Source organism: Leptotrichia sp. oral taxon 417 (genome assembly GCF_013394865.1).
Taxonomy (GTDB): Bacteria; Fusobacteriota; Fusobacteriia; order Fusobacteriales; family Leptotrichiaceae; genus Leptotrichia; species Leptotrichia wadei_A.
On record NZ_JABXYV010000001.1, the window covers coordinates 587,697 to 611,301 of the forward strand.

The window sequence follows — 23,605 nt, forward strand, 5'->3', positions numbered from 1 at the left end:
TAGGAATTTTATGTAAATTATTCTTCCTCAAATTTAATTATAATTATTATTTAGCAAGGGGTCAGTTTAAAACCCCTTATTTTTAAATAAAAATAGAAATTCTTAAACATAATATTTTTCTCCATAACTTTGCATAAGTTCCAAAATAGGCAGCAAATCTTTTCCTTTTTCTGTAAGAACATATTCTGTCTTTTTTGGGTAAACATCATATTCCCTTTTTTCGATGAGTTTTTCTTCAATTAAATAGTTCAGGTGCTCGATAATCATTTTTTCGTTACTGCCTTTTATTTGATTTTTGAAATCTTTTGTTCTGACTTTTCCGTGTCTTAAAAGCCATAATATGATGACTGTCCATTTTTTTGATAATATTTTTTGAGTTAATTCCAACGGACAAGTGTAAATTTTTTCTTCCATATAAATTTTCCTTTCAATGAAATTATTTGAAATTTTAAAAAACACCAAATAATCTTGATTTTACTACAATTCTTTTATTTTTTCTATATTTTTTTAGAAATTTTTATAAAATACCACACTCGAATTAGCAGTCCTCCTGTCCAGCCTATCGGTGCGGCAATCCAAATTCCGTTATAGCCTAACGATGTTTTGGAAAATAAAATGGCTAGAGGCACTTGAAACATACAAAATGAAGTAATAGATGCTATTAGTGGAACTAAGGATTTTCCGTAGCCTAGTAGCAATCCATTTAGTATTTGCATTGTGCAGAAAATTACATAAAATGCTGAAATTATACGTAAATATTGATTTCCTATAAAAATCACTTCGGGATTTCGGTTAAATATTGAAATAAAGAATGCTGGAAAAATAAAAATAATAATTGAGATTATGATGGAAAATGAGATTCCTAAAATTAGGCTATCTTTTCCACCTTTAATTATTCTATCTATTTTTTTGGCTCCATAATTTTGGGCTGTAAAAGTCATCAACGCCTGTCCTAAATTTATGGATGGCAATTCTGCGAAGGAATCAATTCGGGAAGCAGAAATAAAAGCTGCAATACAGTCTGTTCCAAATCCATTTACAAGAATTTGAATGACAATAAATCCTAGGCTGATTAAAACTTGCTGTAACATTGCTGGCATTCCAATAATCAGTATTTCTTTTAAAATATTAAAATTTAAGTTGAAATAATATTTTTTAAAAATTAAATTTGGATATTTAAATTTTATGTAAAATAAGCAAAGAAAAAAGGAAATAAACTGTGAAATAACAGTTGCAATTGCAGCTCCAGCAACTCCAGAGTTTAGTACTGCTACAAAAAATATATCTAAGATAATATTTAAAATTACGGAAGTAATTAAGATGTAAGTCGGTGTTTTTGAATCACCCACACCTTTTAACGTATTTGTAAGAGAATTGTAGCCAAAAGTTGGGACAACTCCAATAAAAATAATTTTTAAATAGATATTTGCCTCCAGTAACAATTTTTGCGGAACATTAATTAAAATTAAAATATTATTTGACAGTAAAAAACCTAATGTTGTAACAATAAGAGATAAAACTATGGAAAAAATAAATCCTGTATTTGCCGTGATTTTCAAATTTTTCATATCTTTTGCACCAAAATATTGGGAAATTAGAATGCTTGTCCCTAATGAAATACCTATAGAAACAGCTATTATAAGTACATTAATTTGATAACTTGAGCCTACAGCCGCAAGGCTTTCCTTTCCTAAAAAATTTCCCACAATGATTGTGTCTGAAATATTGTAAATCTGCTGAAATAAATTTCCTATTAAAATTGGCAAAGAAAAATAAATTATTGTTTTTAATTCGTTTCCTTTTGTTAAGTCTTTCATTTTATCTTCTCCTGATTTTTATATGTTTCTTAATTGTTATTTTAACATTTATTTTATCTAATATGAATAACGTACTTTTTTGTAAGTATGTTTTTTATTAGTTAGCTCAAAGATACTTGTGATTTCGGTTGTGAAAAATTGTATTATTTTATTATTTTTAAAAAGGAAAAAAAAGGATAAAGAAATTTTTATTTGACTTATATTTTCTAGCATTGTATAATAAACTTATAGTTATAAAAGTGGAGAGTGGAAAAACTGAGCCATAAGAAAGATATGGAAAAGAAAGAGGTAAGGATTTATGGAAAATGAAGAGCTTATTTATAAATTTTCAGGAAGCAATTTGATAAAGGGCGATCCTGATATGCTTCATCATTTCCAGATGGAGGACTTCGTAGCACATTTGAAGCAAGAAGTAATTTAAGTTCTTGCCTTGTTTAGTTTGTGAATTTGGCTTTTTTAATAAATTTAATAAAGAGAAAGGAATTAAAAAATGATTTTTTTGAAATCGCTGGGAAGTATTTTTCCCATCATTGTTATGATTGCAATTGGATATATTTTGAAAAAAAGACACTGGTTTCATCATACATTTAGTGAAAATGTGTCAAAACTTATAACAAATGTGGCCTTGCCTTGTTCAATATTTTATTCAGTTTTAAAATATTTAAATATGGATGCCCTGAAGGAAGTGTCAAACCGTTTAATTTTTACATTTGCTTCAGTGATTATTGGATATGTTGCAGCCTTTGTAGTTATAAAGATAGTGAAAATGCGAGATGGAAGACGTGGAGTATTCTATAATGCTGTAGTCAATGCAAATACGATATTTATTGGACTTCCTTTGAATATGGCTCTTTTTGGGGAAGCGGCTTCAAAGTATTATTTGATGTATTACATTACTAATACAGTGTCAATATGGACTTTGGGATATATGCTTTTGGCAAATGATCCAATGGATGCAGGAAGTGGAGATGGGAAAGGCGGATTTAACCTGAAAAAGTTATTGTCACCACCGCTTATTGCTTTTGTTATCGCATTCGTTGTGCTTCTTTCGGGAATAAAAGTTATGACGCCGATTGTGGAAACTACTAAGTATCTTGGAAGTATTGTGACACCGCTTGCTTTGCTGTATATTGGGATTGTATTGGCGGATGCAGGGCTTCATAGTATTAGATTTGATTTGGATACAAATTTGGCTTTGCTTGGGAGATTTGTATTTTCTTCAATTGTCATGATTGTGCTTTTGAAAATTGCAGGACATTATGTACATTTGAATGACCTGGAAATAAAAACTTTTGTAATTCAGTCGGCAGCGCCAGTATTTGCAGCATTGCCTATTTTAGTAAATGAAACTGACGGAGATATTGGATATTCTACGAATGTCGTTACTACAAGTACGATTTTATTTATATTAGTTGTACCGATTCTTATGAGTATACTTAATATAATTCATATTTAATTTAAAATTTAGAAAATCATTAATTTGATTTTCTTTTTTAGTGATTAAAGTATTAATTAAACTCGATTTTATCGCTCATAATTATTAATCTTGAAATTAACAAAGAAATATGATAAACTTTTAATATATACTTGATACTTGAGATATGTTCAAATATTTAATATTTATATTTAAATTAGTTAGAATAAAAAATAAAGTTTGAATAGAGTAATTGTAATCTTTGAGTTTAATTTTAAAAAAATTTTAGTATAATAATTGCAGTTTTAGGAGGAAAAGTGAAAAAATTAATAGTATTGCTTGCTTTATTAGTGTCAGGAATTTCATTTTCAAATACAAATGCAAGTAAAAGTAAAAGTTTATGTAAATGGATTAAGAATCCAAATATCTACGTATCTAAAGAAATTGATTTGATAAATCATTCACAATTAAAGGGAGATATTTATTGTGATGTTGAAAATGATTATATGACATATTATGTTGGAATAGGAAATATAGAAATTGGACTGCTTTATAATTTAAGAGAAAAAAAAGAATTGACTTATGAAAATATTTTTAATATATTGGCTGATTTTCAGTCTGATATTTTAAAATTGCTTCCAACAAATATACCAGAAAAGGATGAAAAAAACAAACCGAGATATTATACTTACAGACTATATGTTTATGATGCCAAGAGGGGAGATACCTATATGCTGTTTAAATATATTTATGATACAGCAAAGCCTGATGGAGATTGGAAAATTTATTATAACAATGAAATTTTTTCAAAAACAAGTGAAAATATGCAACGGGTTTTGAAAAATGCCGGTTATCTTCCAACAGAAGATATAGTGTATTAATTAAGGGGATCTATGAAATTAATTTTAGAAGAAGACATAAACTATAAGACCAAAATAAATGATTTTGGCGTTGAACCTGTAAATAAGAGAATTATAACAACGGGAGAAAAATTAATATACTTTAACAAGGGAAAATTTGAGAAGGAAAGTGGAGGGAAAGTAAAAAATTGTGAAATTATAAAATATATAAAGGAAAAAAATCAATTATTTGTTTCCAGTATATTTTTTGTTTCTACTCCAAGCGGGAAAGTATATAAATGTGATGGAAATAAAAAAAGAATAGTAGAACTTGTATTTGACATGGGAGATATAATTCAAGTTATGAATTTTATAACAAGCGGAAGGATTGTCTATATTAAAGATAATATTCTTTTTTCCTATGATGTCGATACAAGAGAATTAATTTTCACAAAACTTTCAAAATGCAGAAAAAATGGGAGTTATAAAATATTCACAAGTGGAGAAAATGTTATAATAAAATTTAGGGAAGATCATAAGCAAATAAATACAATAAGTATTTTTGAAAACAGATTAAAAAAAATATTTGAAGTAAAGACAGAAAATAATCATGCCTATTCAAAAATAGTTGGACTTCAGTACTTTGCAGGAACAGAAGATGGCGAGGTTGAAATATGGAATATTCTGGATCAGGAACTTTATAATTCAATAAAAATTTCAGATAGAAAAATAACATACATTGAAGAGTTTGAAAAAAAATATTTTATCGGACTTGAAAATGGAGAATTAATAATTACAGATGTGAAATTTAATATTTTAATGCAGGAAAAAATATTAAAGGAAAGAATTGTAAAAATTTGCGTGATTGAAAATGAGATTTATGTAATGGGATGCGAGAATAGAATAGTTAAGTATAGGATGGTTTTATAAAGTTAATAGATATAAAAAATAAGTTGTCTTAAAATCTAAATTCACAGTTATTAATTTAACTGTGATTTTTTTTAGTTGTAAAGGGAAAATCATTTTATTAAATAGTGCAAGAACAATCGCAACTTTAGTCATGAGATGAATTGCACGAAAATTTTAGTAAGCATATAGGGAAACTTGTATGTAGACACGGAGCAGAACCGTGCAACAAAGAAACTGGATTGCTGGGAACTCTTAAAGCTAGTATGACCACAACATAATACCTAATTGAGAATATGGTATAAGTGTGAAGGTAGTGAAAGCGGAAAAAATATACTAGATGATGCAAGGTTAAATCCTAAACATTGAGCCGTACGTATAGAAAGGAATATAATAGACAATCAGCAGCTAAGCCTGAAAAGGAAAGTTCAACGACTATCCCTCGTGAGGGGACAATACAAGTGATTGGTATTGGAAGTGGTTTCGCCTAAGGTGCCAAAATACACTATGGATAAGATATAGTCTGTGCTTGTTAGAGATAACAAGAAGTTCATAAGAGAACTACATAAGTAGTAGCGCACTTATGTGAACGACGCTTCCCACTGTTGTGGGGTTTTAAAAACTTTAAAAATAAATAAAAAATATTACTTTTTTGACAGATAAAATGTAGAATACATGGTATAATATCTCTGATGAAAAGGAGGTGATATCTATGTATTTAACATTAAAACAACAAGTAAAACATCTTAGTAAAAAAGAGTTTAGGAATTTAAAATATTTATCTCATATAGCCAAGAACTTAACTAATGAAGCTATATATAATATTAGACAATACTATTTTAATAAGAAAAAGTATTTAAGTTATAACGAAAACTATAAAATGCTTAAAAATAGTGAGAACTATAAGAAATTAAATTCTAATATGGCTCAACAAATTCTAAAAGAAGTAGACGGAAACTTCAAATCATTCTTTGGACTTTTAAAACTTGCTAAGAATGGTCAATATAAGGGTAAAGTAAAATTACCTAATTATCTTGCTAAAGATGGATTTACAACTCTTGTTATAGGATTTGTTAGATTAAAAGATGGTATGCTGATAGTTCCTTATTCAAATTCATTTAGAAAGACACATAAGGAAATCGCAATAAAACTACCACCAGTATTAAAAGGCAAGAAGATAAAAGAGATTAGAATAATACCTAAACAACATTCTAGGTACTTTGAAATTCAATACATATATAAGGTAGAAGAAGTTCAAAGGGAATTAAATAAAGAAAATGCACTAGGAATTGATTTAGGTATAGACAATCTATGTACTTGTGTTACAAATACTGGAGCTTCATTCATAATAGATGGTAGAAAATTAAAATCTATTAATCAATACTATAATAAGATAAATGCAAAATTACAAAGTATAAAAGATAAGCAAAAGACCTCCCGCACAACATTAAGGCAAAAGAGAATAACTAGAAAGAGAAATAATCGTATAAATGATTATCTTTCAAAAGCAGCAAGAACAATTGTAAATTATTGTCTTAATAATGATATAGGAAAATTAGTTCTAGGATATAATGAAGATTTTCAAAGAAATTCAAATATAGGAAGCATAAATAATCAAAACTTTGTAAATATACCATATGGGAAATTAAGAGATAAATTAATATATCTATGTAAACTATATGGAATAGAATTTAAACTACAAGAAGAGAGTTATACATCGAAAGCAAGTTTCTTTGATGGAGATGAAATTCCAATATATGATAAAGAAAATCCACAAGAATATATATTCAGTGGGAAAAGAATAAAAAGAGGACTATATCAAACAAGTGCAGGTAAACTCATAAATGCAGATTGTAATGGAGCATTAAATATTCTAAGAAAAAGTAAAGTTGTGGACTTAAGTGTCCTATACAATAGAGGTGAGCTGAACACACCTAAAAGAATAAGGGTAGTGTAAAGCTATCAAACTTCTTAGAAAATTTTTAAAGATTTTAGAACCCTGCGACTTTAGTCGTGGGAGGTTCAGAATTTTAATTGTAAAAATTGTGTATAAATGTTATAATTTGGCGGAAAAATATATTACAAATTGTAAACAGAATATAGGGGAATATATGGATTTTTTGACATTATAACTAGTTTTCTTGTATTGTTGCAAAGGAAATTTATGAGAGAATAAGAGAGGAAGTGATGAATGAGTTGGAAAGAAATAAAATTAAGCTGTATGGATTTAATAATTTAACTAAAACGTTAAGTTTTAATATTTATGATATTTGTTATGCCGAAACAGAAAGAGAGCAAAAGGATTATATTGCATACATTGATGAACAGTATAATTCAGAGAGGCTTACAAAAATACTTATTCGTGTGGCAGAAATGATAGGAGCACAAGTTCTAAACATTTCAAAGCAGGATTATGAGCCGCAAGGGGCATCTGTAAATGTTTTAATTGCAGAGGAAAGAATAAATCCTGAAAATATTGACAAGTCTTGTAATAGAGGAAAACCATTCTTTGAGGAAATTGGGAAAGATAGGGAAACTGAAAAAATTGAGAAAAATAAAAATAGTAAAGAAGAAGGAGAAAATGCAAGCCAGGATACTGATACAGTTCATGCTCATTTGGATAAAAGCCATATAACAGTGCATACTTTTCCAGAATACCATCCAGATAATTCAATTTCCACGTTCAGGGTAGATATTGACATTGCAACTTGCGGAGAAATTTCACCATTAAATACGCTAAATTATCTAATAGACAGCTTTGATTCTGATATAATCACAATTGATTACAGAATACGAGGTTTTACAAGGGATATTTCAGGAAAGAAATTTTTTACAGATCATAACATAACTTCTATTCAGGATTATATTGAGCCTGAAAAGTTAAAAATTTACGATGCAATTGATGTAAATGTTTATCAGTCAAACATTTTTCATACAAAAATGCTTATAAAGGAAATCGAATTGCAAAACTATCTTTTTAATCAGGATGTTTATGAAATTGCACCGAAAAAAAGACTGGAAATTACAGATAGACTTAGAAAGGAAATGATTGAAATTTATAGCGGAATGAATATTTATTAAAATTATTTTATACTTGAATCATGTATTCAAAAAATATGGAAGGAGTTGAAAAAATGGGCAAAAATATTGATAAAGATAGACAGAATAAGACTGTTCTTTTTGATGCATTGAAAAATCATCTTTCCAACAGGGTTGTGAGATTTGATGTGCCTGGACATAAAGGAGGTCGTGGAAATAAGGAGTTTAGGGATTTTATTGGGCTGGAAGCAATGCAGATGGATGTTAATTCGATGAAGCCGCTGGATAATTTATGCCATCCGACTTCAGTTATTAAAGAGGCGCAGGAAATAGCGGCGGAGGCTTTTGGAGCGAAAGAGGCTTATTTTATGGTGAGCGGAACTACTGGGGCGGTACAGGCTATGATTATGGCGACTTGTAAGGCCGGGGATAAAATTATTATTCCGAGAAATGTTCATAGAAGCGCTATTAATGCGATGGTAATCTGTGGAGCAATTCCAGTTTATATTAATCCTGGACTTAATAAAAAATTGGGAATATCGCTTGGAATGTCGATTAACGATGTAAAAAAGGCAATTAGTGAAAATCCTGATGCTAAGGCAATTTTAGTAAATAATCCAACTTATTATGGAATTTGCTCGGATTTAAAATCTATTGTGAAATTAGCGCATGAGAATAATATGCTTGTGCTGGTTGATGAAGCGCACGGAGCACATTTTTCCTTTGATGAAAACTTGCCCATTTCAGGGATGGCGGCTGGTGCAGATATGGCAGCGATTAGTATGCATAAGACAGGTGGTTCTTTAACGCAAAGTTCAATTTTATTAAGTGGTGAGCGAATAAATGCCGATTATGTGCGGCAAGTTATAAATTTAACTCAAACTACAAGCGCCTCATATTTACTTATGACTTCACTTGATGTAGCAAGAAAAAATTTGGCGATAAACGGAAGAGAACTTTTTGAAAAGACAGTTAGATTTGCAGAATATGCTAGAAGTGAAATTAATAAACTGGGCGGATATTATGCCTATGGGAAGGAATTAATTGACGGAGATTCGGTTTATGACTTTGATACGACAAAATTGTCTGTATATACAAAGGATATAGGGCTAGCTGGAATTGAAGTATATGATATTCTGCGGGATGATTATGAAATTCAAATTGAATTTGGAGATTTGGGAAATATTTTGGCAATAATTTCAGCCGGAGATAGAGGATTGGAAATAGAACGGCTAATTTCATCACTTGCCGAAATTAAGAGGCTTTACTCAAAAGATTCAACGGGAATGTTCGATCATGAATATATAAATCCTGATGTTGTGCTTCCGCCACAAAAAGCCTTTTACTCAGAAAAGGAAATGATTCCTATAAAAGACAGTGCTGGGAAAATAAGTGGTGAATTTGTTATGGCTTATCCGCCTGGTATACCGATTTTAGCGCCAGGAGAGAGAATTACGGAGGAAATTATAAATTATATTGAATATGCGAAGGAAAAGGGATGTTTGCTTACGGGAACTGAAGATATGCATGTTGAAAAGATAAATGTTGTTTTGGAGTGAGAATTCTAGACATAAAAATAATTATTATTTCCTGTTAAATAGCAGGCTAATTAGAATTAAGATCTTTTTTTATTAAATGATATAAAATAAAACTCCTGTTTTTAAGTGGGATTTAGTATTAAGATAGAGAAATTGATGAAAGAAGGAAATAAAAATGGCTGATAGCAGATTTTTGAAATTTTTTAATTACATTTTGCTAGTTGAAGGCGGTTATTCTAATGACAGAAATGATAAAGGCGGAGAAACAAAATATGGAATTACTAAAGAGAAGGCTAGAGAATGTGGCTATAAGGGAAGTATGAAGGATTTTACGAAGGCAATGGCTGAAAAAATTTATGAGGAAAAATATTATAAGGCAAAAAAATTAGATAAGGTAAAAAATGATAAAATAGCGCTTAGTATATTTGATTTTTCAGTAAATGCTGGGAGATATGGAATTAAAAAGGCTCAGGAGGCTGTGAACAAGGTTTATGGTAAAAATGTAATTAGTGTAGATGGAGCAGTTGGGCCTATGACGCTAAAATATTTAAATGAAGTTAATCCAGCTAAATTTTTAACGGTTTATCATAATTTACAACGTGAATACTATAAGTCCCTTGTCAAAAGTAATCCAACTCAAAATGATTTTTTAGCTGGATGGCTAAATAGAGTTAAAACTAAGGAAAATTATTTGAAAAATGTTTAATTTAGTGTAAAAAATAGAATAAAATTATAAAAAGTAGATAATATAAATTGAAAGGAGTGTAGCAGATGGAATTATGGTATACAGAAGAGCATACAAAAAATGTTCGGTTTTCTATAAAGGTTGATAAGCAGTTAGTCAGTGTGAAAAGTGATTTTCAGCGGATTGATATTTTTGAGTCGCAGGAATTTGGGCGGTTTTTGACGCTGGATGGATTTATGATGCTGACAGAAAAGGATGAGTTTATTTACCATGAGATGATAACACATGTTCCGATGGCAGTAAATCCTAAAGCTAAGAAAATATTGGTAATTGGCGCTGGAGATGGCGGAACTGTCCGTGAGCTTGTAAAGTATGAACATATCGAGAGAATTGATATGGTGGAAATTGATAAGATGGTTGTTGATGTCTGTCGTGAATATTTGCCTAAGACGGCGAATAAATTGGATGATGAAAGAGTTCACATTTATTATGAGGATGGATTGAAATTTGTACGTTCTAAAACAAATGAATACGATATTGTAATTGTGGATTCGACAGATCCGTTTGGGCCTGGAGAAGATTTATTTACGAGGGAATTTTATGGAAACTGCTTTAATGCGCTAAAAGATGACGGAATTCTTGTAAATCAGCATGAAAGTCCCTATTATGAGGCGGATGCTAAAGCAACAGCAAGAGCAAATAAACAGTTAAGGGCAGTTTTTCCGTTTGCAACAGTTTATCAGCTGCATATACCGACATATCCGTCAGGACATTGGCTATTTGGATTTGCTTCAAAAAAATATAATCCTGTAAAAGACTTGAAGGCTGATGAATGGAATAAGTTTGGGATAAAAACTAGATATTATAATACGGAATTGCATAAAGGAGCGTTTGCATTGCCAAATTATGTGAAAGAATTGATAAATGATTAGAATCAAAAAAGAAAAAAATATAAAAATTTAACGGGTCAAGATTTCTTGGCAAAAAGCAAAAAAAATAAGAAGGAGAATTGATTATGAAAAGTAAGAATGTACATACGTTTATTAAATAGTGCAAGAACACTCGCGACTTTAGTCATGAGATGAATTGCACGAAAATTTTAGTAAGCATATAGGGAAACTTGTATGTAGACACGGAGCAAAACCGTGCAACAAAGAAACTGAACTGCTGGGAACTCTTAAAGCTAGTATAACCACAACATAATACCTTCGTTAAAATATGGTATAAGTGTGAAGGTAGCGAAAGCAGAAAAAATATACTAGATGGTGCAAGGTTAAATCCTAAACATTATGATAATAGACAATCAGCAGCTAAGCCTGAAAAGGAAAGCTCAACGACTATCCCTCGTGAGGGGAGTACAATACAAGCGATTGGTATTGGAAGTGGTTTCGCCTAAGGTGCTAAAATACACTATGGATAAGATATAGTCTGTGCTTGTTAGAGATAACAAGAAGTTCAAGGCTAATCTCCTTAATTTATTAAGGAGTATATATGCCATGAGAACTGCATAAGTAGTAGCGTACTTATGTGAACGACGCTTCCCACTGTTGTGGGGTTTTAAAAACTTTAAAAATATTTAAAAATAAACGGATAAAATGTAGAATACATGATATAATATCTCTGATGAAAAGGAGGTGATATCTATGTATTTAACTTTAAAACAACAAGTAAAACATCTTAGTAAAAATGAGTTTAGAAATTTAAAATATTTATCTCATATAGCCAAGAACTTAACTAATGAGGCTATATATAATATTAGACAGTATTATTTTAATAAGAAAAAGTATTTAAGTTATAGTGAAAACTATAAAATGCTTAAAAATAGTGAGAACTACAAGAAGTTAAATTCTAATATGGCTCAACAAATTCTGAAAGAAGTAGACGGAAGTTTCAAATCATTTTTTGGACTTTTAAAACTTGCTAAGAATGGACAATATGATAATAAGAAAATAAAATTACCTAAATATCTTGCTAAAGATGGTTTTACAACACTTGTTATAGGTTTTGTAAGATTAAAAGATGATATGCTGATAGTTCCTTATTCAAATTCATTTAGAAAGACACATAAGGAAATCGCAATAAAACTACCACCAGTATTAAAAGGCAAGAAGATAAAAGAGATTAGAATAATACCTAAACAACATTCTAGGTACTTTGAAATTCAATACATATATAAGGTAGAAGAAGTTCAAAGGGAATTAAATAAAGAAAATGCACTAGGAATTGATTTAGGTATAGATAATCTTTGTACTTGTGTTACAAATACTGGAACTTCATTCATAATAGATGGTAGAAAATTAAAGTCAATAAATCAATACTATAACAAGATAAATGCAAAATTACAAAGTATAAAGGATAAGCAAAAGATTAAGCGGACAACATTAAGACAAAAGCGAATAGCTAGAAAGAGAAATAATCGTATAGAAGATTATCTTTCAAAAGCAGCAAAAATAATAATAAATTATTGTCTTAATAATGATATAGGAAGAATAGTTCTAGGATATAATGAAGATTTTCAAAGAAAATCAAATATTGGAAGTATAAATAATCAAAACTTTGTAAATATACCATATGGGAAATTAAGATATAAATTAATATATCTATGTAAACTATATGGAATAGAATTTAAACTGCAAGAAGAGAGTTATACATCAAAAGCAAGTTTCTTTGATGGAGATGAAATCCCAATATATGATAAAGAAAATCAAAAAGAATATATATTTAGTGGAAAAAGAATAAAAAGAGGACTATATCAAACAAGCAAAGGTAAACTCATAAATGCAGATTGTAATGGAGCATTAAACATATTAAGGAAAAGTAAAGTTGTGGATTTAGGTATCCTATACAATAGAGGTGAGCTGGACACACCTAAAAGAATAAGGATAGCATAAGACTATCAAACTTCTTAGAAAATTTTTGAATATTTTTAAAGATTTTAGAACCCTGCGACTTTAGTCATGGGAGGTTCAGAGGCTGCGATAATGAGTATAAGGAGAGTAAAATAGTTATTTTTGGAGCACCGTTTGACAGCACAACTTCATTTAGGCCAGGGACTAGGTTTGCTTCGGCGGTTATGAGAAATGAGAGTTTTGGGATAGAAACTTATAGTCCTTATCAGGATAAGGATTTGGAAGATATAAATGTTTTTGATGGGGGAGATTTGGAGCTTTCGTTTGGAAATTCGGAAAGTACGCTACATGATATTCAAGATGAAACGGCAAAAATTTTGAAGGATGGGAAAATTCCGTTTATGATTGGTGGAGAACATTCAGTAACATTGGGCTCTGTGAAGGCGGTTGCTGAGAAATATCCAGATTTGCATATTATACAGTTTGATGCGCATACTGACTTGCGAGATGAATATTTAGGGCAGTATTATTCGCATGCTTCTGTAATTAGAAGATGCTGGGATATTGTTGGAGATGGTAAGATTTTTCAATTTGGAATAAGAAGTGGAGAAAGAGATGAATGGAAGTTTGCAAAGGAACATCTTCACACGACAAAATTTAATTTTGATGGACTTGATGAAGTTTTGGAAAAATTGAAAGGGAAACCAGTATACTTTACATTGGATCTAGATGTACTTGATCCATCTGAGTTTCCAGGAACTGGAACGCCTGAAGCGGGCGGAGTCACTTTTGTGGAACTTCATAAGGCGATAGAAAAAATTTCTCAGTTAAATATTGTTGGACTTGATATGAATGAACTGTCGCCTGTATATGATCAATCTGGGCAATCTACAGCATTAGCTTGTAAATTATTAAGAGAAATCTTGTTATTTATTTATAAATAGTTTTTGATTTAGCAAGGGGTTTTAACCCCTTGTGTACACAAAACTTAAATGTAATTTAAAATTTATAACATTAAATAAACTAAATAAATTGTAGAAAAACAGCAGATTGAGACAAAACTTGTCATATACATTAATAATATATTTTTTTTTATATCATCTAATCTAAATTCTTTTAATTTATCTCCAATTGTCGGCTTTTTTACTTCTTTTCCAAAATAGGAAACTTTTCCACCAAACTGAACTCCCAGTGCTCCAGCTACAGCGCTTTCTGGATGAGCAGAATTTGGACTTGCATGATTTTTTCTATCTCTTTTGAATATTTTCCAGGCATTTTTATAATTATATCTTAAAATATAACTTGCCATCGTTATGAAAATTCCAGAAATTCTGGCAGGAATAAAATTTGCCACATCGTCTAATTTTGCTGAAAACATGCCAAATCTCGCATATCTTTCATTTTTATATCCAACCATTGAATCAAGAGTATTTATTGCCTTATAAGTCATTACTAGCGGGAGTCCACCTAAAAACATATAAAACATTGGTGCAATCACTCCATCCACCATATTTTCCGAAATAGTTTCCATCGTACTTCTAATAATCATTAATTTATCCATTTTTTCAGTATCTCTTGAAACAAGGTAAGATAACTTTTCTCTTGCCACTTTTAGATTTCCAAGCTTTACAATCCTATAAACTCTTTTCCCTTCACGAGCCAATGATTTTACAGAAAACACCGTATACATCAAATAAATTTCAATTATTTCAAATACTTTGTTAATTTTTGTTAATTTTACTAGAAAATACATAGCAAAAAACGTACTTGCAACTACTAAAATATTTAAAATTGTCCCACCAATAAAACTTCCTTTTTTTCCATATAATCTTTTTTCCAAAAATGTAATCATTTTCCCAATAATTTGAACTGGATGTGTAATTTTCTCTGGATCTCCAAAAATTAAATCTAAAATGAATGAAATCCATATTTTTACTAGAAAATTCATTATTTATCTCCTATTATTCATTATTGTGTAACTCTTCTATAAACTATTTTACTTAAAAATCACTTTTTTAATAAACTATATCATCTGTTGCCCTTGCTCCCACTTTTTCCATAATTTCTATCATTTCAATAGCATTCTCATCATTTTTATTCCAAAAATCTTTACTATAAAAACGCTTCCATACACCATTTATTGTATCATAAAGAATCATATAAATCATAAATTCATCCTTATTTTCAGGACTGTAAATATACATTCTGTATTTATAATATTCTGGAGAATTACTATATTCTAACTCTGTCAAATTTTTCCAGGGATATAATTTAATTACATCCTTTTCAAATTCATCCAAATAATTAGCAATTTCAATATAGGTAAGCTCCTTTTTGCTTCCTTTGTTATAAATTAACCCTACTTCCATAAAACTATCATTATTTTTATCCTCTGTTTCATATACCATTTTATTTTTTTCTACATCACAATAAATTTTATCTGTTAATTTTGTATTTTTAACCAGTTCTACCATTTTGCTTGCAGATTCTGTATTCCCTGTATACCAATTGCAATTAACTGAAAATCCTATTGCTTCTATCATTAAAAATAATAAAAATAAAAATTTTTTCATAAATTTGTCTCCTCCCTTTTTTTATTTAAAACTAATCATTGCCGTAGCCCTTCCAGCACTTTTCCCTTCCCGTCTATGAGAATGAAATTTATCACTTATATTTCCCATTTTATCAATTTTACCATACGTATCTTCATAGGAAACTATCAGATTTTCTGGTTTTATTCCAAGTGATAAAGCCATTATTTCATTAAATTTTGTATTGTCAAAGTGATATTTTTCAGTATTTTCATTCCATTCAAACGATTTTTGCACCAGTTTACTTTCTTTTCCAAATTTATTTGCAAAATTCTCATAAAATTCCATTCCAACTTCATAAAATTTTCGCTGCATTCCAATTCCTAGTCCCATTATCACATTTTCAACTTTTGTTCCATAATTTTTTTCCATTTCCGAAAGTCCAGATTTCATCATTTCCTTAAACGTTCCAGGCCATCCCGAATGCCAAACTCCAATAACCTGATTTTCCTTATCATATACAAAAATCGGCAAACAATCCGCATAAAATGTAAAAATCGCAATATCCTTCCTTTTTGTCAAAAATCCATCAATATCATCTTGCTTTTCATAATAATACTTTTCTGTATTTTCATCAATAATTTTTACATTGTTAGAATGAGTCTGAAAAGCCATAACTTCCTGTTTATTTGACAAACCTAATTCCTTTAATAACTTTTCCCGATTTTTTTTCTGTATTCCTTCTTCCTGATTTTTAATTGGACAATAATCAGACATATTTCCAGCATTTTTTTTTGTATAAACTGCCGTTATCCCATATTTTTCAAATTCTTCAATATAAAAGTAATTTTCCTTTTCAATAAACATCTTTTCTCCCGTTTAAATTATAATTTTCAATTTATTTAACCATTTATTTTTTTCTATTCCCAAAATAATCTGTCAATTCCAAAAACAGCTGATTTCCATTAAAGTCATCAGAAATAATTTTTCTTGCTTTTTCTAAATATTCCTGAAGTAGCCTTTTGCTCTCATCCAACCCAAAAATGCTAGGATAAGTGGTTTTTTCATTTTCAACATCATTAGATTTTTTTCCAATTTCCTCAAAATTCCCTTCAATATCTAAAATATCATCCTTAATTTGAAAGGCAATTCCTAATAATTTTGAATATTCCACCATTTTTTGATATTTTTCATTTTCAATATTTAAAGCAATCATTGGAAGTTCAATCGCAGCAGTCAGCAGTTTCCCAGTCTTATGTGCATGAATATATTTTAACGTGTCAATTTCCACTTTCTTATGTTCAGATTCTATATCTACAAACTGTCCTCCAACCATTCCAAAAAATCCTGCATATTCAGACAATTTTGAAATAATCTGAACTTTGCTTTTGTCTTCCAGATTTTTAGCGCTTGCGACTACTCCAAATGCCTCCGTCAAAAGCACATCTCCCACAAGAACCCCGATTGCCTCATTATATTTTTTATGAACAGTCAATTTACCACGTCTGTAATCATCATTATCCATCGCTGGCAAATCATCGTGAACAAGCGAATAGCAATGTATAAACTCAAGTGCAACAGCAATTTCCTTGATTTTATCATAACTTTTTTTATTTTCATCAAATAAATCACAAATCATATACATCAAAATAGGACGAATTCTTTTTCCGCCATTCATAACCGCATATTCCATAGCCTTTGCCAATTTTTCAGGATATTTATCCCTATAATTCCCAAGTAATTCCATCAGATTGTCTTCAACAGTCTTCTTTTTTTCTTTTAAATATTTCTGTAACATTTTATCTCCCAATCATTCAAATTCTTCCATTTCCACTTTCCCATTTTTTTCCAGTACTTTCATAACTTTCCCTTCTCCAGCCTCAAGCAGCTTTTCCGACTCCTTAATAAGCTTAATTGCCTTTTCGTATTCTGAAATCGAATCATCCAGCGACAATTCCTCGCTTTCCAATTTTTCCAAAATTTCATCAATTTGTGTAATATTTTCCTCATAACTTTGCTTTTTTGCTGCCATTTTTATTTTCTCCTTTATATTTTTCTTTATTAGATATTAAGTTATTTTATTTAATCCTCAAACTTATAAAAACTAACTACTTTCTTATTGTAATCTCTTTCATCATATTTTACAAAATTTCCAATTTTATCTGCCATTTTCTCGTATGTGCTGTGTTCTGAAATTATAATTCCATCTTTTTCCAAAAGATTTTCTTCCGAAATTTTTTCAATCGTTTTTGTTGAAATATTTTCCTTGTAGGGAGGATCTAAAAAGATTATATCAAATTTTTCATTTTTTCTTGCCAAAATTTCCGCCGCACGAAAAACATCATTCTTATAAGCACGGCATTTATTCTCCATACCTAAATGATTTACATTTTCAATAATTACTCTAAGAGCGTCCTTATCCTCCTCAATCATAATCGCTCTTTCTGCCCCACGGCTAAGTGCCTCAAAAGTGACATTCCCAGTTCCAGAATAAAAGTCCAAAAATTTTGCGCCTGCAACTTTTTCTCCAATTATGCTAAAAATCGCCTCTTTTATTCTTTCCAAAGTTGGTCTAGTTTCTCTTCCTTCCCTTGATTTTATCCGCCTATTTTTCAATGTTCCTGCTATAATTCTCATTTTTTCCTCTTTCCAATTTTCATTCTTTTAAATCAAATTAAATTAATCTTTACATATTTTACTACATTTCTGATAAAATTACCAACTCTTATCTACTTGAATTTTATAGCAATTTTCCCATCCAGATTTACTCCGCCTTCAAGCAGTTCATAATGCTCCTTTGAATGATCTTTGCTGACATTTTTAAATTCGTAGTCTTTAAAATTTATTTTGTCAATTTTCAGATCCGACTTATTGTAAACATTTACATACAATATTTCCGCCTTATTTTTATTAAAGAAATTGTCGACTAACTCAAAACTATACACAAAATCCTTATTTCTCGAAAATTTTGTATTTACCAAATCATAATAAACAGCCACTTTTCCTTCCTTCATTGATGGAATAGACTTTGAAATGGCAAACCATTCACGTTGAATGTCATCTGAAACTTGATTTTCATAAATATTTTCATCAAATTTTATAACTGCCCTTAAATTCTGTGCCTTTTTATAATCTGTCAAAAATTTTACATTTTTCAAAAATTTCCCACGATTATTCGTGTTTTTATTACTAAAATCCTCTTTCCCATTTCTCTCAATATTCGTATCAAGCCAAAACATAAACGTAGATTTCACATCATAATTCCCAATATTTTCAAATGTATAAACACTCTCAACTTTAATTGCCTTGTTTTTCTCAATCGTAATATTCAAATCCTCCCTTTTTATGACAAGCGGTTCCTGCCTTACAATTTTAAGATTTCCAATTGCCAAAAATTCTGATTTTTCAGAAAATGCTGCAATATTTATTGTAAAAAATACCGCCATTATGGCTATCGCCTGAAAAAACCTTTTCAATTTTTTATTGTTTGCCAAAAACATATTTCACTCCTTATTTATTAATTATTTTTAAAAATTTGAAATTATCTCAATTTCACTCTTTCGGCTCCCACCAATTTCCCAACTTTTCTAACAAATTTCAGCGACAAATTCACATTATATTTTTCAGGCAATTTTACAACTTCCTTTTTTTCATCAGTTCTAAATGCTAAAAACACTTGATTATCACCTTTATTTTTAAAAATAAGCTGTTTTAACTCCTGATTTTTCCCCTTCGTTTCCTCATCAATCAAAATATACAATTTCAAATTCTTATTTTCTTCCAGATTTTCAATATTGCAAATACTGCTTAAAATAATCGAATTTTTTCCTTGATCTGAATTTACAGATCCTTCTAGCACCATAATTTGACCTTCTGTAATTTTATATCCAAAAGTTATATATTCTCTTGGAAAACAAATAACCTCGATACTTTTTTGAAAATCTTCCATTTCAAATTTTACCATTGGCTCTCGCCCGTTTCGTGTCACAAATTTTTTTATATTTTTTACTATCCCAATAATTCTGACTCTTTTTAGATTTTTTTGATAAATTTCAGATATTTTGCTATGGGAAATTATATTTATCAGTCTTTTTTTCTCATTTAACGGATGGCTTGAAACATAAATTCCAAGATACTCCTTTTCATTTTCAAGCAAAATTTTTTGAGGAAATTCATCAGCCTTTTCCATTTCAAATTTACCTTTAAATTCCTTTTCGCCACTAAATAAGATCATTTGCAGATCCTCTTCAGATTCATATTTTTTCTGGCTATATTCTAAAATTTCATCGATAGACTTATATTTTTCAAATCTATTCCCATTTAACTTATCCAAGGCCCCTGATAAAATAAGTGATTCCAGCTGTTTTTTCGTAATCCCGTTTTGCTTCATCCGATAAACAAAATCTTCATAAGAAGTAAATTTTCCATTTTTCCTTTCTTTTTTTATTTCATTAATTAAAGCCGCTCCAATACCTTTTACCGCAAATAGTCCAAATCTAATTCCGATCTTTTTTATTTCATCATTATTATTTTCAAAACTTTCTTCAATTTTAAAATCATAATCAGATAAATTCACATCTGGTAAAAATACATTAATCCCCTTTTCCCTGGCTTCATTTACAAAAACAACAAATCTATCTAGATTGTGCACTTCTGTCGTCATTATCGCCGCAAAAAATTCCAATGGATAATTAGCCTTAAAATAAGCCGTCCAGTAAACAATCAAAGCATAAGCCGCTGAATGTGACTTATTAAATCCATAACCTCCAAATTTTTCTACCAAATCATAGATTTCATTTGCTTTTTTTATCAGAACTCCCTTTTTTTGAGCATTTTTTACAAATTTTTCCCGATTTTTTTTCATTAGTTCAGGTATTTTCTTTCCAATTGCCCGCCGCAGCTCATCAGCTTCCCCAAGCGAGTAATTTGCCATTTCGCTCACGATTTTCATAACTTGCTCCTGATACAAAATTATTCCGTAAGTTTCCTCAAGTATATATTTTAGAGAATTGTCAATATATTTTATTTCAGTTTTATTATTTTTTACATTTATAAAGTCATCTACCATTCCGCTTCGTAAAGGCCCAGGACGATAAAGTGCAAGCAATGCGATTATATCCTCAAATTTTTCGATTTTCATTTTTTTCATAAGGCTTCTAATTCCAGCCGATTCACATTGGAAAACTCCCATTGTATCAGCCTTTGTCAGCAGTTCATAAGTCTTTTCATCATTTAATGGAATATCATTTAAAATAACTTTATCTTTCTGACCCTTCCGTTTTTTTTCAAGGTTTATATTTTCTACAGTTTTTCTCAAAATTGTCAAATTCTTTAAACCAAGAAAATCCATTTTTAAAATTCCCAGTTCTTCCAGTTCCTTCATCTGATACTGTGTCGAAACAATCTTAGTTTTCCCATCTGAGTAAGTTGGTATCTCATCACTTAACACATCTTTGGAAATAACGACTCCAGCCGCATGGACAGAGGCATGCCGCACTTTTCCTTCCAATTTGAGCGAATAGTCAATCACTTTTTTTATTTCCTCATCAGTTTCATACATTTTTTTAAATTCAGGAATATTATTCAAAGCCTCTTTAAGTTCTGTATTAAAGGGTATCATTTTAGCAATTTTGTCAACCTTTGCAAGTGAAACATTTAACACACGCCCAACATCACGAATAGCAAGCCTAGCCTTCAACGTTCCAAAAGTAATTATATGTGCCACATATTCTGTCCCGTATTTATTTACAACATAACCTATGACAATTTCCCGCTGTTCCTGGTCAAAATCTATATCAATATCAGGCATTGAAATACGCTCTGGATTCAAAAACCGTTCAAAAATCAGATTATATTTAAGCGGATCGATTTCTGTAATATTTAAGGCATAGGAAACAATGCTCCCAGCTGCAGAACCCCGTCCAGGCCCCACATAAATTCCATTTTCCCGTGAAAATTTTATAAAATCCCAGACAATGATAAAATACCCGTTATATCCCATTTTATCAATAATTTCCAATTCATATTCTGCCCGCTCCAAAACATTCTCTAAATTATTTTTTAACAGTTCTTCCCGAATTTTTATTTCTTTTAATTTCTGCCCAGCAATTTCATCTTTAGCAAATTCTTTTTTTATTACTTCAAATTCTTTATCTAATCGCAATTTCTCAGCGTTTGAAATAGATTTCTTCAAATACTTCTGAAAAATCCCCTCAAATACAAGGTTTCGTAAAAACTCCCTTTCACTCACATTTTCAGGCAATGAATATTTTGGAAACTTAAAATGATGAAATTCGAAATCAACATTGCAGTTTTCCACAATTTTTTCAATATTTCCTATCCCAGTTTCATAAAACTCGCTATATTCTTTATTTTCAAATTTTTTTTTTATTTCATCCCCAGACTTTAAATACAGATCATCATACAAAATTTCATTATTTTCCGATTTCCCCCCTTCAATTTTACTTCCTTCCTTTATTGATTCCACAATTTTCTGCAAAACAGTATCCTCTTTATTCGGATAATAAATATCGTTAGTAATGACAAAATTTTCAGATTGATTTTTACGTACAATGTCAAATAACATTCTCCTAGCCTTTTCCAGCCTTCCCGCAGCAGGCACTTCAATAAAAAAATTATCCCCAAAATCTTTGCTCAATTTTTCAATAACTTTTCTAACCTGAGTGTTTTCCAAATCCAAAATTCCCTTTACAGCTTCACTATTTACTCCACCTGACAAAATATACAAGTCATCCGAATATTTTTTCAATTCATCATACTTAATTTTATTCCGCTTCCGTGTAAATCTGCTATATGAAAGCGAAGACAGCTTAGACAAATTCTTATATCCATTCTGGTTTTTAGCAAGTAAAGTCAGCGAATATTCTCCAACTTTCTCCAGTCCATCTAGAAAAATCTCAAGTCCAATAATCGGCTTTATTCCAGCATTTTTACATTTCTTAAAAAATTCAATTGCCCCAAACATCGAAGTATCCGTAATCGCAAGAGCATTAATCCCAAGTTCGCCAGCTCTTTTGACATATTCATCAATTTTTCCAACGCCTTCAAGCAATGAATACTCCGTATGCAATTTTAAATGTACAAATTTATTTCCCATAATTTCTACCTAATTTCTTTTTTAACTTATTAAAAAAATATTTCCCTTTTTAAACCTTCCGCTTTAATATCTCAAAGTCCCTTTATCACTTCATAAATTCCATCTTCATCATTTGACAAAGTAATTCTGTCATCTGAAAATTTCTCTTTCAATTCTTCTTCTGCATTTCCCATAAGATACCCATATTTCACAAATTTCAGCATTTCCAGGTCATTCCACTGATCTCCAAATGCCATTGTTTCTTCTGGAGAAATCTCATATTTTTTCAGCAGTTCCTTTATTGCCAGCCCTTTATTCACTTCCTTGTTCAAACATTCTAAATAATGCGGCTTTGAAAATACAAAATTAAGATGTGGCAATTTTTCTTCCAATTCCTTTTTTAATTCCAGTAAAATCGAATTTTCTGCGATAAATAATGCCTTTGTAGAAGATTTACCGATGAATTCATCAAAATTTCTCACATAATATGGAATTTCTACACTTTCTGAATATTTTTCCCCTTCTTCAGTTTCATGTTCAATATACAGCTTGTCATCCATATATAAATTCAGATGTATTCCCTTTTCTCTTGAAACTTTGATAAGTTCCTCCACATCCTGCGCCTCAACAGGCTTTTCAAAAATAACCTCACTATTCAAGGGATTTACAACCCTTCCCCCATTATAATTAATTACTGGATTTTTAATTCCCAGCATTTCCACAAAAGGCTTTGATGAAGAAAATGTTCTCCCAGTTGCAACAAATGTTTTCACTCCCTTCCCTTCCAGTTCCCTCAGTTTCTTAATCAAATTTTTTGAAACTTTATGCCCGCTTGTCAGCACAGTTCCATCTAAGTCCATAAATATTGCTTTTATATTATCCATTTTAACT

General features: G+C 30.2%; 25 protein-coding genes. 14 read left to right on the forward strand and 11 right to left on the reverse strand.

Translation table 11 applies throughout. The annotated features are described in order from the left end of the window. Nucleotides 1–102: 102 nt before the first annotated feature. Together HW276_RS02900 and HW276_RS02905 are read right to left on the reverse strand one after the other, a co-directional pair. Complete coding sequence (locus HW276_RS02900) at nt 103–414, reverse strand: helix-turn-helix domain-containing protein (protein WP_018498149.1); 312 nt, start codon at nt 412–414, stop codon at nt 103–105. 83 nt (nt 415–497) lie between these two features. Next, nucleotides 498–1,817 (reverse strand): MATE family efflux transporter, encoded by a 1,320-nt coding sequence (locus tag HW276_RS02905; protein ID WP_178937347.1) that lies wholly within the window; start codon nt 1,815–1,817, stop codon nt 498–500. 298 nt (nt 1,818–2,115) lie between these two features. On the opposite strand from HW276_RS02905, the gene HW276_RS02910 reads away from it, so the two are divergent. From HW276_RS02910 to speB, 14 genes are all read left to right on the forward strand, one after another. Then, complete coding sequence (locus HW276_RS02910; RefSeq protein ID WP_255460298.1) at nt 2,116–2,238, forward strand: hypothetical protein; 123 nt, start codon at nt 2,116–2,118, stop codon at nt 2,236–2,238. Nucleotides 2,239–2,307: 69 nt separating this feature from the next. Next, entirely contained in the window at nt 2,308–3,273 is a 966-nt protein-coding gene (locus HW276_RS02915; RefSeq protein ID WP_147003090.1) for an AEC family transporter, read from the forward strand. Between the two features lie 275 nt (nt 3,274–3,548). Continuing rightward, nucleotides 3,549–4,112, forward strand: coding sequence for a hypothetical protein (locus tag HW276_RS02920; RefSeq protein ID WP_178937348.1), 564 nt, complete (start codon nt 3,549–3,551; stop codon nt 4,110–4,112). A gap of 12 nt (nt 4,113–4,124) precedes the next feature. Beyond that, entirely contained in the window at nt 4,125–5,000 is an 876-nt protein-coding gene (locus HW276_RS02925) for a hypothetical protein (RefSeq protein ID WP_178937349.1), read from the forward strand. Nucleotides 5,001–5,140: 140 nt separating this feature from the next. Beyond that, complete coding sequence (locus tag HW276_RS02930) at nt 5,141–5,257, forward strand: MarR family transcriptional regulator (RefSeq protein ID WP_178937350.1); 117 nt, start codon at nt 5,141–5,143, stop codon at nt 5,255–5,257. A gap of 84 nt (nt 5,258–5,341) precedes the next feature. Continuing rightward, nucleotides 5,342–5,467, forward strand: coding sequence for a hypothetical protein (locus HW276_RS11725; protein ID WP_255460299.1), 126 nt, complete (start codon nt 5,342–5,344; stop codon nt 5,465–5,467). Between the two features lie 221 nt (nt 5,468–5,688). Further along, entirely contained in the window at nt 5,689–6,933 is a 1,245-nt protein-coding gene (locus tag HW276_RS02935) for an RNA-guided endonuclease TnpB family protein (RefSeq protein ID WP_178937351.1), read from the forward strand. A gap of 230 nt (nt 6,934–7,163) precedes the next feature. Continuing rightward, nucleotides 7,164–8,057 carry an adenosylmethionine decarboxylase gene (gene speD, locus HW276_RS02940; RefSeq protein ID WP_147003097.1) on the forward strand — a complete coding sequence of 298 codons (894 nt, stop codon included), beginning with the start codon at nt 7,164–7,166 and terminating at the stop codon, nt 8,055–8,057. Nucleotides 8,058–8,110: 53 nt separating this feature from the next. Further along, the gene (locus HW276_RS02945; RefSeq protein ID WP_178937352.1) at nt 8,111–9,574 is read left to right on the forward strand and encodes an aminotransferase class I/II-fold pyridoxal phosphate-dependent enzyme; all 1,464 of its coding nucleotides are present in this window, start codon (nt 8,111–8,113) and stop codon (nt 9,572–9,574) included. 154 nt (nt 9,575–9,728) lie between these two features. Beyond that, entirely contained in the window at nt 9,729–10,259 is a 531-nt protein-coding gene (locus HW276_RS02950; RefSeq protein WP_178937353.1) for a glycoside hydrolase family 108 protein, read from the forward strand. A 65-nt stretch (nt 10,260–10,324) separates the two neighbouring features. Continuing rightward, a complete protein-coding gene (gene speE, locus HW276_RS02955) occupies nt 10,325–11,170 on the forward strand; it encodes a polyamine aminopropyltransferase (protein WP_178937354.1) in 846 nt (281 codons plus the stop codon). Between the two features lie 154 nt (nt 11,171–11,324). Continuing rightward, a complete protein-coding gene (locus tag HW276_RS02960; protein ID WP_080680096.1) occupies nt 11,325–11,441 on the forward strand; it encodes a MarR family transcriptional regulator in 117 nt (38 codons plus the stop codon). Between the two features lie 440 nt (nt 11,442–11,881). Further along, nucleotides 11,882–13,129: an RNA-guided endonuclease TnpB family protein gene (locus HW276_RS02965; protein WP_178937355.1), complete on the forward strand. Its 1,248-nt coding sequence runs from the start codon at nt 11,882–11,884 to the stop codon at nt 13,127–13,129. Between the two features lie 41 nt (nt 13,130–13,170). Beyond that, a complete protein-coding gene (gene speB / locus HW276_RS02970; protein ID WP_178938510.1) occupies nt 13,171–14,031 on the forward strand; it encodes an agmatinase in 861 nt (286 codons plus the stop codon). A 62-nt stretch (nt 14,032–14,093) separates the two neighbouring features. On the opposite strand, the gene cbiB is transcribed toward speB, so the two are convergent. From cbiB to HW276_RS03015, 9 genes are all read right to left on the reverse strand, one after another. Next, nucleotides 14,094–15,035: an adenosylcobinamide-phosphate synthase CbiB gene (gene cbiB / locus HW276_RS02975; protein WP_178937356.1), complete on the reverse strand. Its 942-nt coding sequence runs from the start codon at nt 15,033–15,035 to the stop codon at nt 14,094–14,096. Nucleotides 15,036–15,102: 67 nt separating this feature from the next. Next, on the reverse strand, nt 15,103–15,660 hold the full coding sequence (locus tag HW276_RS02980) for a hypothetical protein (RefSeq protein ID WP_178937357.1): 558 nt from the start codon (nt 15,658–15,660) through the stop codon (nt 15,103–15,105). 21 nt (nt 15,661–15,681) lie between these two features. Next, a complete protein-coding gene (locus tag HW276_RS02985; protein ID WP_178937358.1) occupies nt 15,682–16,485 on the reverse strand; it encodes a polyphenol oxidase family protein in 804 nt (267 codons plus the stop codon). 43 nt (nt 16,486–16,528) lie between these two features. Beyond that, nucleotides 16,529–17,416: a polyprenyl synthetase family protein gene (locus HW276_RS02990; protein WP_178937359.1), complete on the reverse strand. Its 888-nt coding sequence runs from the start codon at nt 17,414–17,416 to the stop codon at nt 16,529–16,531. Nucleotides 17,417–17,428: 12 nt separating this feature from the next. Beyond that, on the reverse strand, nt 17,429–17,650 hold the full coding sequence (gene xseB / locus HW276_RS02995) for an exodeoxyribonuclease VII small subunit (RefSeq protein ID WP_010128471.1): 222 nt from the start codon (nt 17,648–17,650) through the stop codon (nt 17,429–17,431). Nucleotides 17,651–17,700: 50 nt separating this feature from the next. Beyond that, the gene (rsmD, locus tag HW276_RS03000) at nt 17,701–18,255 is read right to left on the reverse strand and encodes a 16S rRNA (guanine(966)-N(2))-methyltransferase RsmD (RefSeq protein WP_178937360.1); all 555 of its coding nucleotides are present in this window, start codon (nt 18,253–18,255) and stop codon (nt 17,701–17,703) included. Nucleotides 18,256–18,347: 92 nt separating this feature from the next. Then, a complete protein-coding gene (locus tag HW276_RS03005; RefSeq protein ID WP_178937361.1) occupies nt 18,348–19,118 on the reverse strand; it encodes a hypothetical protein in 771 nt (256 codons plus the stop codon). Between the two features lie 41 nt (nt 19,119–19,159). Further along, nucleotides 19,160–22,735: a DNA polymerase III subunit alpha gene (gene dnaE, locus HW276_RS03010; RefSeq protein WP_178937362.1), complete on the reverse strand. Its 3,576-nt coding sequence runs from the start codon at nt 22,733–22,735 to the stop codon at nt 19,160–19,162. A gap of 71 nt (nt 22,736–22,806) precedes the next feature. Next, the gene (locus tag HW276_RS03015) at nt 22,807–23,598 is read right to left on the reverse strand and encodes a Cof-type HAD-IIB family hydrolase (protein ID WP_178937363.1); all 792 of its coding nucleotides are present in this window, start codon (nt 23,596–23,598) and stop codon (nt 22,807–22,809) included. Nucleotides 23,599–23,605: the final 7 nt, after the last annotated feature.

Excerpts from the sequence above, each read along its gene's own strand:
- HW276_RS02900 (WP_018498149.1), bottom strand. The coding sequence starts at position 414 with ATGGAAGAAAAAATTTACACTTGTCCGTTGGAATTAACTCAAAAAATA.
- HW276_RS02905 (WP_178937347.1), bottom strand. The coding sequence starts at position 1,817 with ATGAAAGACTTAACAAAAGGAAACGAATTAAAAACAATAATTTATTTT.
- HW276_RS02910 (WP_255460298.1), top strand. The coding sequence starts at position 2,116 with ATGGAAAATGAAGAGCTTATTTATAAATTTTCAGGAAGCAATTTGATA.
- HW276_RS02915 (WP_147003090.1), top strand. The coding sequence starts at position 2,308 with ATGATTTTTTTGAAATCGCTGGGAAGTATTTTTCCCATCATTGTTATG.
- HW276_RS02925 (WP_178937349.1), top strand. The coding sequence starts at position 4,125 with ATGAAATTAATTTTAGAAGAAGACATAAACTATAAGACCAAAATAAAT.
- HW276_RS02935 (WP_178937351.1), top strand. The coding sequence starts at position 5,689 with ATGTATTTAACATTAAAACAACAAGTAAAACATCTTAGTAAAAAAGAG.
- speD (WP_147003097.1), top strand. The coding sequence starts at position 7,164 with ATGAATGAGTTGGAAAGAAATAAAATTAAGCTGTATGGATTTAATAAT.
- HW276_RS02945 (WP_178937352.1), top strand. The coding sequence starts at position 8,111 with ATGGGCAAAAATATTGATAAAGATAGACAGAATAAGACTGTTCTTTTT.
- HW276_RS02950 (WP_178937353.1), top strand. The coding sequence starts at position 9,729 with ATGGCTGATAGCAGATTTTTGAAATTTTTTAATTACATTTTGCTAGTT.
- speE (WP_178937354.1), top strand. The coding sequence starts at position 10,325 with ATGGAATTATGGTATACAGAAGAGCATACAAAAAATGTTCGGTTTTCT.
- HW276_RS02965 (WP_178937355.1), top strand. The coding sequence starts at position 11,882 with ATGTATTTAACTTTAAAACAACAAGTAAAACATCTTAGTAAAAATGAG.
- cbiB (WP_178937356.1), bottom strand. The coding sequence starts at position 15,035 with ATGAATTTTCTAGTAAAAATATGGATTTCATTCATTTTAGATTTAATT.
- HW276_RS02980 (WP_178937357.1), bottom strand. The coding sequence starts at position 15,660 with ATGAAAAAATTTTTATTTTTATTATTTTTAATGATAGAAGCAATAGGA.
- HW276_RS02985 (WP_178937358.1), bottom strand. The coding sequence starts at position 16,485 with ATGTTTATTGAAAAGGAAAATTACTTTTATATTGAAGAATTTGAAAAA.
- HW276_RS02990 (WP_178937359.1), bottom strand. The coding sequence starts at position 17,416 with ATGTTACAGAAATATTTAAAAGAAAAAAAGAAGACTGTTGAAGACAAT.
- xseB (WP_010128471.1), bottom strand. The coding sequence starts at position 17,650 with ATGGCAGCAAAAAAGCAAAGTTATGAGGAAAATATTACACAAATTGAT.
- rsmD (WP_178937360.1), bottom strand. The coding sequence starts at position 18,255 with ATGAGAATTATAGCAGGAACATTGAAAAATAGGCGGATAAAATCAAGG.
- HW276_RS03005 (WP_178937361.1), bottom strand. The coding sequence starts at position 19,118 with ATGTTTTTGGCAAACAATAAAAAATTGAAAAGGTTTTTTCAGGCGATA.
- dnaE (WP_178937362.1), bottom strand. The coding sequence starts at position 22,735 with ATGGGAAATAAATTTGTACATTTAAAATTGCATACGGAGTATTCATTG.
- HW276_RS03015 (WP_178937363.1), bottom strand. The coding sequence starts at position 23,598 with ATGGATAATATAAAAGCAATATTTATGGACTTAGATGGAACTGTGCTG.